The 14,024-nt window shown below is 36.4% G+C and carries 13 protein-coding genes; 1 reads left to right on the forward strand and 12 read right to left on the reverse strand.

Annotation, left to right across the window (positions count from 1 at the left end; genetic code table 11):
* Positions 1-1,874, reverse strand: a 1,874-nt coding sequence (gene gss, locus A9G30_RS10105) for a bifunctional glutathionylspermidine amidase/synthase (protein WP_065588874.1), incomplete at its 3' end; no start/stop codon positions are given.
* A 201-nt stretch (positions 1,875-2,075) separates the two neighbouring features.
* Between gss and ybeD the strand changes: the two genes are divergently transcribed.
* Entirely contained in the window at positions 2,076-2,342 is a 267-nt protein-coding gene (gene ybeD, locus A9G30_RS10110) for a DUF493 family protein YbeD (RefSeq protein WP_065588875.1), read from the forward strand.
* A gap of 289 nt (positions 2,343-2,631) precedes the next feature.
* Here ybeD and adk read toward each other — a convergent pair whose 3' ends face one another.
* The 11 genes from adk to putP all read right to left on the reverse strand — a co-directional run bounded on the left by adk (position 2,632) and on the right by putP (position 13,674).
* Positions 2,632-3,276 carry an adenylate kinase gene (gene adk, locus A9G30_RS10115; RefSeq protein WP_065588876.1) on the reverse strand — a complete coding sequence of 215 codons (645 nt, stop codon included), beginning with the start codon at positions 3,274-3,276 and terminating at the stop codon, positions 2,632-2,634.
* A gap of 39 nt (positions 3,277-3,315) precedes the next feature.
* A complete protein-coding gene (locus A9G30_RS12485; protein ID WP_065568406.1) occupies positions 3,316-3,567 on the reverse strand; it encodes a YfgJ family double zinc ribbon protein in 252 nt (83 codons plus the stop codon).
* A 3-nt stretch (positions 3,568-3,570) separates the two neighbouring features.
* Complete coding sequence (der, locus tag A9G30_RS10120) at positions 3,571-5,037, reverse strand: ribosome biogenesis GTPase Der (RefSeq protein ID WP_065588877.1); 1,467 nt, start codon at positions 5,035-5,037, stop codon at positions 3,571-3,573.
* A 17-nt stretch (positions 5,038-5,054) separates the two neighbouring features.
* Complete coding sequence (bamB, locus tag A9G30_RS10125; RefSeq protein WP_065588878.1) at positions 5,055-6,227, reverse strand: outer membrane protein assembly factor BamB; 1,173 nt, start codon at positions 6,225-6,227, stop codon at positions 5,055-5,057.
* Positions 6,228-6,252: 25 nt separating this feature from the next.
* A complete protein-coding gene (locus tag A9G30_RS10130; protein ID WP_065588879.1) occupies positions 6,253-6,978 on the reverse strand; it encodes a YfgM family protein in 726 nt (241 codons plus the stop codon).
* A gap of 16 nt (positions 6,979-6,994) precedes the next feature.
* Entirely contained in the window at positions 6,995-8,272 is a 1,278-nt protein-coding gene (gene hisS, locus A9G30_RS10135) for a histidine--tRNA ligase (RefSeq protein ID WP_065588880.1), read from the reverse strand.
* A 24-nt stretch (positions 8,273-8,296) separates the two neighbouring features.
* Positions 8,297-9,406 carry a flavodoxin-dependent (E)-4-hydroxy-3-methylbut-2-enyl-diphosphate synthase gene (ispG, locus tag A9G30_RS10140; RefSeq protein ID WP_065568411.1) on the reverse strand — a complete coding sequence of 370 codons (1,110 nt, stop codon included), beginning with the start codon at positions 9,404-9,406 and terminating at the stop codon, positions 8,297-8,299.
* Positions 9,407-9,491: 85 nt separating this feature from the next.
* A complete protein-coding gene (locus A9G30_RS10145; RefSeq protein ID WP_065583304.1) occupies positions 9,492-9,932 on the reverse strand; it encodes a helix-turn-helix domain-containing protein in 441 nt (146 codons plus the stop codon).
* A 59-nt stretch (positions 9,933-9,991) separates the two neighbouring features.
* Positions 9,992-10,858: a pyridoxal kinase PdxY gene (gene pdxY / locus A9G30_RS10150; protein ID WP_065568413.1), complete on the reverse strand. Its 867-nt coding sequence runs from the start codon at positions 10,856-10,858 to the stop codon at positions 9,992-9,994.
* Positions 10,859-10,862: 4 nt separating this feature from the next.
* Complete coding sequence (gene tyrS, locus A9G30_RS10155) at positions 10,863-12,134, reverse strand: tyrosine--tRNA ligase (RefSeq protein WP_218057842.1); 1,272 nt, start codon at positions 12,132-12,134, stop codon at positions 10,863-10,865.
* A gap of 52 nt (positions 12,135-12,186) precedes the next feature.
* Complete coding sequence (gene putP, locus A9G30_RS10160; RefSeq protein WP_176700682.1) at positions 12,187-13,674, reverse strand: sodium/proline symporter PutP; 1,488 nt, start codon at positions 13,672-13,674, stop codon at positions 12,187-12,189.
* Positions 13,675-14,024: the final 350 nt, after the last annotated feature.

Consider the following 14,024-nt stretch of genomic DNA (forward strand, 5'->3'; position numbering starts at 1 on the left):
CACTTTATAAACTCATCATCCGTTAAAACGCGTAATGGTTGCATATCACTTTCACCTTTTATAACCAATGTAGGATCTGACCGTAAACAAGCACCGCCATAATGCCCACCAACAGTAAAAGTACATAACTGTAGATACCGATCATCGACCTTAGGTAAACACCATAATTCTTGATAGATGTTTTCTTGTTTTGCAAATTTACCCTGTGTTTTATCAAGCACTTGTTCTTTACTATTGACTAATTCAATATTGCTACCCCGCCGTCCTGCAATCGGTTTAATAGCATAACCTTTTTTAATTAGGTTTTCATTAAGTTCAAAAGTCGATTCTAATAAGTAACGGTGGTTAGGGAATAATGACCATAACACAGGTAAAATAGCTTTATTACTTGGAATAACCGTCCATAATGGCTCAAAAACAGACACTTCTGGCCGTAACAATACATCAATTAATCTTACAGCATTTTCTGGATGCCCTGTACGAATAGGTAATCCAGCAACTTGTGCTTCACTTTCTTCTCGAAGCTGTTCTAAAACCGTTTCCCAAGCCCATGTTTTCCAGACACAAGTTATTTGACGGCCTTCATCATCCACAAGCCGCCCACGTTTATCCCAACATAGCCCATTAAGGCCCCGTAAAATCTTACTACTAAATCCAGCTTGAGTAAGGGCACTTTGCATAAATAGTGCATGATAATTTTCTTCACTATCATTGTCTTGCATGATATGAACAAAAGGTTCGGCATCACTATGCACCCAACAGTTAGCTAAAGAATTAAGTAGGCCACAACTAGGATCAGCTCCTCGGTTTAATCCCGCTTGGATTGCCCATTTTTGTAAAATATGCCCCGCTTCCGTATGGCAAGAGGCCGAATCGGCATTATATTCATAAACTTTAAAGCCACGCTCATCCATACAGAAATCTAATCGTCCAGTAATCATTTGATAACGGCGTTGCTGCCAAGAAAGACGTAATCTTGGCCATAATATTTCAGGAACATTAAAATTAATTAATAAATTATTATCCTTTAACACCTTGTCGGTAGCATGTAAATACATTAAATGTAACTCGTTTGTTGCCCGAATTAACTCTTGTTCCGCACTTTCTGAAATGGTGAAATAACGATATTGATCATCATGGCTAATCGCATGACCTGCTGCTAATACATACGCATTTTCTAATGGGTCTGATTCATTTAACCATTTTTTAGCAAATTGGCTTTCATTTTTAATATGAGCACTGTGGATTTCCAGTAAAGGCTTAGGAATTGTTGGTTGTGGTAAAGTATATTCGGTTTTGTCAGTTTGAATCATCCAACCTAAGATTTTCGTGTCATCAAACGTATCATGTAATTGATAGCCCTCATTGCTCACTGTCATTTTAAGTTCGCGCGTCCATTGTTGCCCAATGGGTAAGCGGGTATGTATTACATTTTGCTCAGCTATCCTAATTTTATCTTCAAACACTTCAGTAATAACAGCGACATGACCTGTTCTATCAAATACACCGCCATCATCCCATATCAATAAAGATCCTGCTTCTGGTATTTTTTTACTGCCATTAGCATACGCCTGTAAAGGTAAAATGGCTTCGTTAACAACTTGCCTTAAAAAGCGTAGTGAAAAAATTTCGTGAGCCATACCCACATCAGTAAATACAATACCGTAATTTAAGAATAAAAATCGCCTTGCAAATTCAACACATTGCCATTTATATCCCATATACTCATACCCAGAATAGCTACGAAATGATGCATCAGTCGGGTATTGGGTTCGATCCAATGTTTCATAATCAGAAGAATAAATGGCAACGCCACCTGGCGCATAACCTAATAATGTTCCGAAAGGTTCTTTATCGCTGAGCTGAGATAACATATTGTATTAACCTTATAGAGAATGAATAGCAAGATACATTTATCAAGCTGTTAGAATTTTCTTATCATAGATCAAATTATAGCCTTTAAAAAGCAATGTTTATATTTCATTACTTGAAGAAGACTAAATTGCCTATATATAGTGACTATTCTTAGTAGTCTTACTGATACATTGCTCCAATTAAGTGAGAAAAATACAATTATGCAAAAAACAAAATTAAATGAATTATTAGAGTTTCCTTGTTCTTTTACCTATAAAGTCATGGGAGAAGCAAAGCCAGAGCTGGTAGATAATGTGGTATCAGTGATTCAACGCCACGCTCCTGGTGATTATACGCCATCAATTAAACCAAGTAGCAAAGGTAATTATCATTCTGTGTCAATTACTATTAATGCCACTCATATTGATCAGGTTGAAAATCTTTATAAAGAATTAAGCGAAATCGATATTGTTAGAATGGTTTTATAATATTTTATTTTTTATTAAAAATAGAGTCTTATTTCCACAAATAAGGCTCTCTATTGATTATAAAATAGGTTGAGTTGAATCAATATGATAGCTAAAAAATTGAGTAAAATCGATATTTTACCAAAAACAAAAACTTCAATAAAATCAATGGCTTTTCTGAATGTTTTTTTAGTGAAGTTTATGATATATTGGCTTTTAGTTTATTGTTGTATAAATAGAAAAATTAACCTAATGAATTAAAAAAGCGCAAGATAATGTTAACCCACTTGCACTTTTAATTGATAACGAATTATCCCAAAATTTTTGCTAATTCTTCGGTTACTTGAGCGACAGGCTGTGTTCCATCAACACGGAAATACTTTGTGCGTCCTTCTTTTGCTTCATGCTGATAATAATTAATAAGTGGTTTAGTTAAATCGTGATATTCAACAAGACGTTTACGAACAATTTCTTCACTATCATCTTTACGAATAGTTAATGGTTCACCGGTTACATCATCAACATTTTCGATTTTTGGTGGATTATGGCGAATATGATATACACGTCCTGAACCAGCATGAATTCGACGACCGCTCATACGATCAATAATCACCTCATCAGGCACATCAAATTCAAGGACATAATCAACATTGATTCCAGCATCTTTCATTGCATCCGCTTGTGGAACCGTACGAGGAAAACCATCTAACAAAAAGCCATTTTTACAATCACTTTCAGCAATGCGTTCTTTAACTAAAGCAATAACTAGCTCATCAGTAACAAGCTTACCACTATCCATTAACTCTTTTGCTTGTAAACCTAATGGGCTACCTGATTTTACTGCTGCACGTAACATATCACCCGTTGAAATTTGGGGAATACCGTATTTTTGCATAATAAATTGTGCTTGAGTTCCCTTTCCTGCTCCTGGTGCGCCTAATAAAATAATTCGCATAAAATAACCTCTTATGGCTTTAAATATAGATACAATTTTCTATTCTGGTAAATAATGAAATATCACTTTACTGCTGGAGATTAAGCCATCAGTGTGACAAATATAGTTTATAGCGCCACAACCTTTAACCATTTGAGCACTCTGCTGGCAAATCGGGCAGACATACTGTTCTAGGTAATGCTGTTTGCAATGAGGACAGTCGTAATGTTGTGGCGACACAGTATTCATTTTATTATGGCATTTTGGACAAATACCTTCTTGCCCGCCATCAACGCTCTTTTTTGTTGTCATCAGCTATTTACGACCTCGTACATGTTTCATTAAACGGCGACGTTTACGTTGTTGAGAAGCCGTCAAACTATTCTTACGCCCTTCAAATGGGTTGGCACCTTCTTTAAATTGAATTCGAATTGGTGAACCCATAATTTTTAACGATCTTCTAAAGTAGTTCATTAAATAGCGCTTATAAGAATCGGGTAAATCTTCAACTTGATTACCATGAATCACCACAATTGGTGGGTTATAACCGCCCGCATGTGCATATTTTAATTTAACGCGGCGTCCCCGTACCAAAGGTGGCTGATGATCGTCCTGCGCCATTTGCATAATTTTGGTTAATAAAGCGGTATTAACTCGACGTGTTGCACAATCATAGGCTTCTTGAATGGAATCAAATAAATTACCAACGCCACTGCCATGAAGTGCCGAAATAAAGTGTACACGCGCAAAATCAATAAAATCTAACCTATCATCTAACGTTGACTTTACTTGCTCTTTAATATCTTGAGATAAACCATCCCACTTATTAACGGCTATCACAAGTGATCGCCCACTATTAATAATAAAACCAAGTAATGATAAATCCTGATCAGATATACCTTCTCTGGCATCTATAACCAAAATAACAACGTTAGCATCTTCAATTGCTTGTAATGTTTTAATAACTGAAAATTTTTCGACAGTTTCGGTAACCTTTCCGCGTTTACGAACACCTGCGGTATCAATCATGACATATTCACGATCATCACGTGTCATAGGTATATAAATACTGTCACGCGTTGTACCCGGCATATCATAGACAACAACGCGTTCTTCACCTAAAACTCGATTAGTGAGTGTTGACTTACCAACGTTCGGTCTACCAACAATAGCAACTTTGATTGGCTGGTTAATCAGTGACTCAGCATCATCTTCAACATCATCATAAGCGTCAAGAAGCTCATCATCGGTAGGCTCATCAGACAAAACCTCATGCTGATCACTTTCAAAATGAAAAATAGGATCTAATACCGTTTCGATTAACACATTAACACCACGACCATGACTTGCTGCAATCGGATGAATGTTACCTAATCCTAAACTATAAAAATCAGAAATTGCGCTATCAGCATCAATACCATCAATTTTATTAGCAACTAAAAATGTTGCTTTTTGACGAGAACGAAGATGTTTAGCAATGGCATGATCAGCAGGCATAGCTCCAGCTCTTGCATCAACTAAAAAAAGCACAATATCTGCTTCTTCTATTGCTTGTAGGGATTGTTCAGCCATAAAGCTTTCAACCCCATCCTCGGTGCCATCAATACCACCAGTATCAATGACGATATATTCATGCCCTTTGATCTCTGCGCGTCCATACTTACGGTCACGCGTTAATCCTGGGAAATCAGCTACTAAGGCATCTCGAGTTCGAGTTAATCGATTAAATAAAGTCGACTTTCCAACATTCGGACGACCAACTAGTGCGACAACAGGTATCATATTTATTCTCAATTACTTTATTTTTTTGTGAATGCGTAAATATCACCATTTTTAGCCTGAACAATAATTTTATTATCCACAACTAATGGTTTCGAAATTAATCCACTACTACTGACTTTTGTTTTAGCAACAATTTCGCCATTTTCAGCATTCAACCAATATAAATAACCTTCAAAATCACCAAATACAACATAATTCTGGTAGATAACAGGATCTGTTAACTGGCGATGTAAAAGGCTTGTTTGAGTCCAAAGCTCAGCTCCACTGTTCTTAGCAATCGCTTGAACATTATCATTTTGATCAATAACAAATAATTGATGTGTATCAACCGCAAAGTTATGAATAGAGCCAAGTTCTTTGTGCCAAACAGGCTGACCATTACTTAAATCAAGTGCAACAACACTACCATTATAACCAACAGTATAGACTAAATTACCTTCAACTACAGGACTAGAGTCAACATCATTTAATTTAGCAATTTCAGTAGAGCCTGATGGCTGAGAAATACGTTGCTGCCAAATTAATTGACCGTCGTTAATATAGTAAGCATTTACTCGACCATTATCATCGCCAACAATGGCTGCACCATGGGCAATCGTTGGTGTAGAGTTACCTCTTAACGACAGTGCAGGGACTTCGAAAGAAACATCCCATAAATTATCACCGGTATCGCGATTAAGACCTTGCAAAATACCACTTGCTGTATGAATGATTAATTTGTCTTGAGAAGATACAGGGCGAGCAAGCACTTCACCTTTTACAGGTTTTTCCCAGACCACTTTCCCATCTAAGCGATCTAATGCATATACAACAGCGCGCTCACTACCTACATAGACATATTTATCATCGGCACTTACGCCCCCTGAAAATAGTGCGGTTTTACTACTAAAAAGGGTGCTTTGAGATAAATTTACATCCCATATAGTATTACCGCTAGCTAAATCAATGGCTTTAACTTGTCCACTACGACTGGCGACGTAAATAGCATTATCATAATTACTTGGTCCTAATAATGAGTAAATATGAGTATTGCCAGCCGTACTATTTTTCCACACTTGTTGGATAGAAAATTGGTTATCCACTTTCGGTGAAGGTGAAATTTGAACAATTTCTTCTTCCCCACCGAATAAAGAGCACCCAGCAAGTGAAAACATTAAAACACCAGTAAAAAGATATTTTGATAACTTCATTGTATAGCCCCTTATCGCAGGATAATTAATTTTTATTTTCGTCAGTTACAGCTTGTTTTGCCTTAGCTTCTTGTTCTGCCTTTTCTTTAGCTGCTTGGGCTTCTTGTTCAACTTGTTGTTTTGATTGCAAATATTCAGTTTGATTCAACTTCATTTTAATATTTCCTTCTAAATCTTTGGTTGGATTAGAAGTTAGAGCAACGTTATAAGCGTTAACTGCGTCTGCATAACGCATCATTTTAAATAACACATCACCACGGATATCATTAACAACAGCTCCCCAACTTTCGCTCGTTACATTGCTTAACGATGTTAAACTGTCTTGATATTGACCTTGTTGGTACTGTAAGCGTGCAATACGAATATGGGTAATGGTTCTGACCGGCTCTGAATCGGTTTTCTTTAATACATCAGATAATAATGCTTGTGCACCAGGGTAATCTTTTAATACTTCAACATAAAATTTTGCAGCGCGTAAATTCGCAAACACACTATAAATAGTATCGTCATCTTTCGCAAAAGAAACCAATTCATTAACTGAATCTGGCTTATTATCATCTAATTGAGTAAGTAATTGCTCATATTTATCTGATGATTCTATCGCTTTTTCAGCTTTACAAGATTGCCAATAACGCCAGCCATAAAAAGCGAATAATCCGATCACAAGAACCGCAACCATAATTTTCCATGTTTTAGCAAAAAAGCCCTTTATCTCTTCAAGTTGTTCTTCACTCGATAATTGATGACTCACGTTTTTCTCCTATTTTTTACTTAATTGACAAGCAAGTTTGAACTACGTCTTTTTGTGCAACTTCAACTTGTTCGCCTGTTTGTAAATTTTTAATCATTACTGAATGATTAGCTAGTTCATTTTCACCAATGATAACAGCTATTTTAGCACCTAACCTATCGGCTTTAGCAAATTGTTTCTTAAAATTACTACTACCGTAATTTGTCATAATTCGCCAATCAGGTAGACCATCACGCAACAGCTCAGCAACACTCTGTGTGGCTGCAATTGTCTTCTCATCACCAGATGATATCATATAAATATCAATCGAATTATCGCAATTTAATGTTGGATTAACCGCCTGAACTAATAACACTAAACGCTCAACGCCCATGGCAAAACCAACAGCTGGTGTTGGTTGACCACCCAGTTGACTGACCAGACCATCATAACGACCACCACCACAAACGGTACCTTGAGCACCTAAACTGCTTGTGACCCACTCAAAAACAGTACGATTATAATAATCTAACCCACGAACTAATCTTTGATTAATATTGTATTTGATTCCAGCATTATCCAATAATCGACATAAACCTTCAAAGTGAATTTTTGACTCTTCATCTATATAATCAAATAGTTGAGGAGCTTGGTTTAGTAGCTCTTGTACCACTGGATTTTTTGAATCAAGTACGCGTAATGGATTAGTATACATTCTACGCACACAGTCTTCATCCAATTTATCTTTATATTGTTCAAGAAAAGCAACGAGTGCATTTCGATAATTGGCTCTGGCTTCTAACGAACCAATTGAGTTTAGCTCAAGAGAAGTATATTGTTCAATACCAAGCGCTTTCCAAAAACGAGCTGTTAATAAAATAAGCTCCGCATCAATGTTTGGACCCTCTAGTCCAAATACTTCTATACCAAATTGATGAAATTGGCGATAACGTCCTTTTTGAGGTTTTTCATAACGAAAAGCTGGTCCTAAATACCAAAGGCGTTGCTCTTGATTGTAAAAAAGACCATGCTCAATCCCCGCACGAACACAACCTGCGGTGAGTTCTGGGCGCAGTGTTATACTTTCATCATTACGATCGTTAAAAGTATACATCTCTTTTTCAACAATATCAGTGACTTCACCAACAGCTCGCTTAAATAGTGCCGTATCTTCAACAATCGGTGTTCTAATTTCGTTATAACCATAGCTATTTAATACGCCTTTGACAATTTTTTCAATTTGTTGCCAACTTGCACTATCTGTTGGAAGTAAGTCATTCATTCCTCGTATTGATTGGATCTTTTTCTCAGTCATTTATTTATTCGCTATTTAGTAAAATTATAATTCAGTTGCTGCAATTCTATTTTTCAACATGGATGCTTTAGCACGAATTTTAGCTTCTAATTCATCAATCATCTGTTCATTATTGATACGGCCAATGCGCACACCATCTTCATAAAAACCACTTTTGTTATGACCGCCAGCAACTCCCATAGTTGAAGCTAATGCTTCCCCTGGACCATTGACCACACAACCAATAATAGATACATCCATTGGTGTAATAATGTCTTCCAATCGCTGTTCTAGTATATTGACTGTATTAATCACATCAAACTCTTGGCGAGAACAGGTTGGGCATGCAATAAAATTAATACCCCGAGACCGTATACGCAGTGATTTTAATATATCAAAACCGACTTTAACTTCCTCAACAGGATCTGCGGCTAAAGATACTCGGAGCGTATCGCCGATGCCTTCTGATAACAATAACCCTAATCCAATCGCCGATTTAATAGCACCACTACGCACGCCACCTGCTTCAGTTATACCTAAATGTAATGGTTGCTTAATTTGCTTAGCTAACAATCGATAAGCATCCACTGCAGTAAATACATCTGAGGCTTTTACACTCACCTTAAACTGATCAAAATTAAACCTATCAAGTATATCAACATGGCGCATTGCTGATTCAACAATCGCTTTTGGGGTTGGCTCCCCATATTTCTCTTGGATATCTTTTTCCAGCGAGCCCGAATTAACACCAATGCGTATAGGAATATTTTTATCTTTGGCACAATCAACAACAGCCCTAATTCTTGACTCATTACCAATATTACCAGGGTTAATTCTCAAACAATCAACACCATATTCCGCCACTTTCAAAGCTATACGATAATCAAAATGAATATCAGCAATGAGCGGAACTTTAGATTGTTGTTTAATAAATTTAAATGCCTCTGCTGCATCCATCGTTGGAATGGAAACACGCACAATATCCACACCAACACGCTCAAGCGCTTGAATTTGGGCTACGGTTTTTTCTACATCAGTGGTGCGAGTATTTGTCATCGATTGAACCGCAATTGGCGCTCCGCAACCAATAGGGACATTACCGACATAAATTCGGGTAGATTCTCGTCTAAAAATTGGCGAATCTTGATGGCTCATACACTCTTAACTATATTACAAAATAACTAGCCAGCAATCTTAACAAGATTTAAGACAAATGTCTGTATGAGAATAAGAAAATTTGCTAACTATTAACACGAGTAGATGAGGATGGTGAAATATAATGGCTTACTTCAATAAGGTTATTTTTACTTTCTTTATTCACATAATATAACGTTATACCGAGAGCACAAAAAAGAATAAATAATCCAATAAAAATAAAGGGGAGCTTCCCTGGCTTTTTAGTTATAAATGCTTGCGTTTGGTATTTCTTTTGCTGAGATTTAGATTGTTGGGTTAACTCATCAATATAAGGTTGATACTGATCAACAGGTAAACCGACAATATCGGCATAAGATCGAATATAACCTTTTACAAAAACAAGAGGAGCGTGAGGCAATTGGTCTTTTTCGATATCAGCAACTACCGTTTTCCGCACATGAATTTTATTGGCAATATCATCTTGAGTTAATCCCATTTGTTCTCGTAAATCAGTGAGCATCACTCCTAGTGAAATATTGTCCATTATCCCCTCATAAACTTAATACTAACCGTTGTAAAACACCTTCTTTACATATTCTACAACTAATCAATTTTTTTTGCATTAAACCATTGTGTTGGTTTTTCAATTTCATGTTGTGCTGCCACTAATTGTAACTCATACTCATCTTGTCTTAACGTTTCAAGCATAACAGCATAGACAGCTGAAGTAGTATGTTCTAAGGCTTCGACCAATGATTTTCCCAGTAAAATATTAGCTAAAAATAACCCGCTAGTCATATCGCCAACACCAACTGGTTGCCTTACGCCAAAATCAACTAATGGACGATCAATATGCCATGCTTCGTCTTTAGTTACAAGCAACATTTCAAAACGATCATTTTTATAGCCAGCTCTGCTTAAATGTTTAACTAAAATAGCTTTAGGTCCTTTTTTGCATAGCTCACGGCAAGCTAAAATCGCTTCGTCAACATTATTAATCCGTTGTTTACCATTTAGCTCTTCAAGTTCTAAGATATTTGGTGCCATCATATCTGCCATAGGCAGTGCTGTATTGCATAAAAATTCAGATACCCCAGGAGCAACAAAGCATCCTTTTTCTGGATGTCCCATTACAGGATCGCAAAGATAGATGGCATCAGGGTTGACAGCCTTTACTTTTTTAACTATTTCAATAATGGCATTACCTTGCTCTGGCGAGCCCATATAACCACTTAACACCGCATTACAACGTTTTAATTCATCAATCTCATTGATCCCATCGGCAATCTCGGTTAAATGAGACGCCGACATTACCGTTCCAGTCCATTGGCGATATTGAGTATGATTAGAAAATTGTACGGTGTTTAAAGGCCAAACATTGACACCTAATCGACGAATAGGAAACTCAGCTGCACTATTTCCAGCATGACCAAATACCACATGAGACTGAATCGATAAAATATTTTTCATGAAATTAGCTCCAAATTAACAAGCAGTAATATTTTTTACCACGACGAAGTAAAGTATAACGATTAAAGAGCTTATCGCTATCAGCAAAACGGTAATCTGTTGTTGTATTACGTTCACCATTAATAGAAATAGCATTAGATTCAATCATCGTTCTTGCCTGCCCTCTTGAAGGTGCAAACTGTGCATTAACGATCGCTTGTTGTAAATCAACATCCGAACCAACGGCTAGCGTTGGCATACCGTCTTGAGCTAATTGTTCAAAATCAGCTTCTGATAGGTCAGCTAATTTACCAGAAAATAAACTGTCTGTAATACGTTTTGCCGCAACCAGACCCTCTTCACCATGAACAAGGCGCGTAACTTGCTCAGCAAGCACATATTGAGCTCTTGGCGCAACACCACTATTTTTATCTTCTTCTTCCAAGGCATTAATTTCACTTAATGGCATAAATGTAAAGAATTTTAAGAATCGATACACATCAGCATCTGCCGTATTGATCCAGAACTGATAGAATTTATAAGGGCTTGTCTTTTTCGGATCTAACCATACTGCACCACTTTCTGTTTTACCAAATTTGGTACCATCTGATTTAGTGATTAGCGGTACAGTCAAACCATAAACCTGTTTTTGATGTAAGCGACGGGTTAAATCGATACCAGCAGTAATATTACCCCACTGATCAGAACCACCAATTTGTAAAACAACATCATGCGATTTATTCAAACAAGCAAAATCATAAGATTGTAATAAACTATAAGAAAATTCAGTAAATGAGATCCCCGCCTCATCGCGATCAATACGTTGTTTAACTGATTCTTTATTGATCATCGCATTAACCGAGAAGTACTTGCCAATGTCACGTAAAAAGGTCAGTACATTCATACCACTAAACCAATCATAGTTATTGGCAACAATGGCTGCATTTTCACCACAATTAAAATCAAGAAATGGAGAAACTTGCTGTTTAATTTTTTCACTCCATTCAACCACTGTTTCTTCAGTATTAAGTTTACGTTCAACCGCTTTAAAACTTGGATCACCAATTAATCCTGTTGCCCCACCGACTAAAGCTACAGGCTTATGGCCTGCTAACTGAAATCGTTTTAAACAAAGTAATGGGACTAAATGGCCGAGGTGTAAACTATCTGCAGTTGGATCAAAACCACAATAAAGCGCAATTGAATTTTGCTCAATTTGTTCTACTAGCGCTTTTTCATCGGTAAGTTGAGCAATCAGCCCACGTTCCTGTAGTTGTTTGATCACATTTTTTGTCATGATATTTTACCTATTAAATTTATTACGTTTATATTCTAGTTTAAATAAAATGTTATTCTGTTTTGTTATGATAACGTTTATACGCTTGTTTGAAATGATCTTCCACTATATTGTTAGGTTTCTTATCAATAAGACTAACAATAATAATTGCTATAGAAGAAAAAACAAACCCAGGAATAAGTGAATAAAGATTAAACCAATTAAAATTAATCCATAGCAATACCGTTACAGCACCTGTTATCATTCCAGCTAGAGCACCATTACGAGTCATACGAGACCAAAAAACAGAAAATATGATTATAGGTCCAAATGCCGCACCAAATCCAGCCCAAGCGTGACTCACTAAATCAAGTACGCTATTATTTGGATTAATGGCTAATAAAATAGCAATAACTGAAACTAACAACACCATAATACGACCAACCCAAACAAGTTCTTTTTGTTTTGCTTTCGGTCTAAAAAATGCACGATAAAAATCTTCTGTTAGTGCACTTGAACAAACCAGCAATTGGCAACTTAATGTACTCATTACTGCCGCTAAAATAGCCGCTAGCAAAATACCAGCAATCCAAGGATTAAAAAGCAACTTAGATAGCTCAATAAAAATACGTTCATGTTTACCATTATTAATCAAATAAGCTAAATCTGGATGATGAGCAAAAAAGGCAATACCAAAAAAGCCAACGGTAATTGCACCACCTAAGCATAAAACCATCCAAGTCATACTAATTCTACGCGCGTTTCTCATAACTTCATGAGAATCAGCCGCCATAAACCTAGCTAAAATATGAGGTTGACCAAAATAACCAAGCCCCCAACCTAATAAGGAAATAACAGAAATAAAATCCATATGAGCCAATAAATTGGTATAATCAGGGTTAAGTGATTCAATATATACCATTGCATCAGAAAAACCACCTGCATTTACCATAACCATAATTGGCGTTAAGATAAGGGCGAACATCATCAAACTAGCCTGAATGGTATCTGTCCAACTTACTGCTAAAAAACCACCAATAAAGGTATAGATAATTGTTGCACCAGCACCAGCTAACATAGCCCAGCCGTAACTCATACCAAATGTACTTTCAAATAACTTTGCTCCAGCAACCACACCCGAAGCACAATAAATGGTAAAAAAGATAAGAATAATCAAAGCTGAAATAATGCGAAGCAAAGAACTTTTATCATCAAATCGCCGCGCAAAATAATCAGGTAATGTTAAAGAGTTATGATTGACTTCAGTAAAAACACGCAATCGCCCAGCAATCAATAACCAATTGAGGTATGCGCCAATGATAAGTCCAATGGCAATCCAACTTTGAGAAATACCAAACAAAAAAACCGCGCCTGGTAACCCCATCAGCAACCAGCCACTCATATCAGATGCACCCGCCGAAAGCGCAGTCACAACACTACCAATACGACGCCCACCTAAAATATAGTCACCAAAATTCTGCGTTGATCGAAACGCAAAATAGCCAATCGCAATCATTCCTAAAATGTACACAGCAAAGGTAACAATCATGGGTAAGGACATATTAAAAAAAACCTTATTTGATGAAATTAAAAAGAGTCGGCTAGCTTACCATAAAATCAGCATGCTAAAAAGACAGTGATGATGAATGTAAATACGCAAATAAATAAAACCGATATAATTTTTCAAATAAATTCAAATCACAATCTGTAATTTCGTACACTATCAATTAGTACACTACCAATTTTATTGTTTATAACTCTAGAAAAACTAACAATGACCTACAGATAAACAATAAATAAAAGTATATAATATGTCTAAATAACTTTTAATATCATTATTTCGTGAAACAATTAACCCGAATCCAAATTTTAGAAAGACTAAAGGATCATATTAAAGATCCAACAACAGAG

Source organism: Gilliamella sp. Fer4-1, assembly GCF_001690515.1.
Lineage (GTDB): Bacteria > Pseudomonadota > Gammaproteobacteria > Enterobacterales > Orbaceae > Gilliamella > Gilliamella apicola_C.

Bases quoted from the DNA above. Each gene is read 5' to 3' on its own strand.
- A9G30_RS12485 (WP_065568406.1), bottom strand. From the start codon at position 3,567: ATGACAACAAAAAAGAGCGTTGATGGCGGGCAAGAAGGTATTTGTCCA.
- adk (WP_065588876.1), bottom strand. From the start codon at position 3,276: ATGCGAATTATTTTATTAGGCGCACCAGGAGCAGGAAAGGGAACTCAA.
- hisS (WP_065588880.1), bottom strand. From the start codon at position 8,272: ATGACTGAGAAAAAGATCCAATCAATACGAGGAATGAATGACTTACTT.
- A9G30_RS10145 (WP_065583304.1), bottom strand. From the start codon at position 9,932: ATGGACAATATTTCACTAGGAGTGATGCTCACTGATTTACGAGAACAA.
- tyrS (WP_218057842.1), bottom strand. From the start codon at position 12,134: ATGACAAAAAATGTGATCAAACAACTACAGGAACGTGGGCTGATTGCT.
- pdxY (WP_065568413.1), bottom strand. From the start codon at position 10,858: ATGAAAAATATTTTATCGATTCAGTCTCATGTGGTATTTGGTCATGCT.
- bamB (WP_065588878.1), bottom strand. From the start codon at position 6,227: ATGAAGTTATCAAAATATCTTTTTACTGGTGTTTTAATGTTTTCACTT.
- ybeD (WP_065588875.1), top strand. From the start codon at position 2,076: ATGCAAAAAACAAAATTAAATGAATTATTAGAGTTTCCTTGTTCTTTT.
- putP (WP_176700682.1), bottom strand. From the start codon at position 13,674: ATGTCCTTACCCATGATTGTTACCTTTGCTGTGTACATTTTAGGAATG.
- ispG (WP_065568411.1), bottom strand. From the start codon at position 9,406: ATGAGCCATCAAGATTCGCCAATTTTTAGACGAGAATCTACCCGAATT.
- der (WP_065588877.1), bottom strand. From the start codon at position 5,037: ATGATACCTGTTGTCGCACTAGTTGGTCGTCCGAATGTTGGAAAGTCG.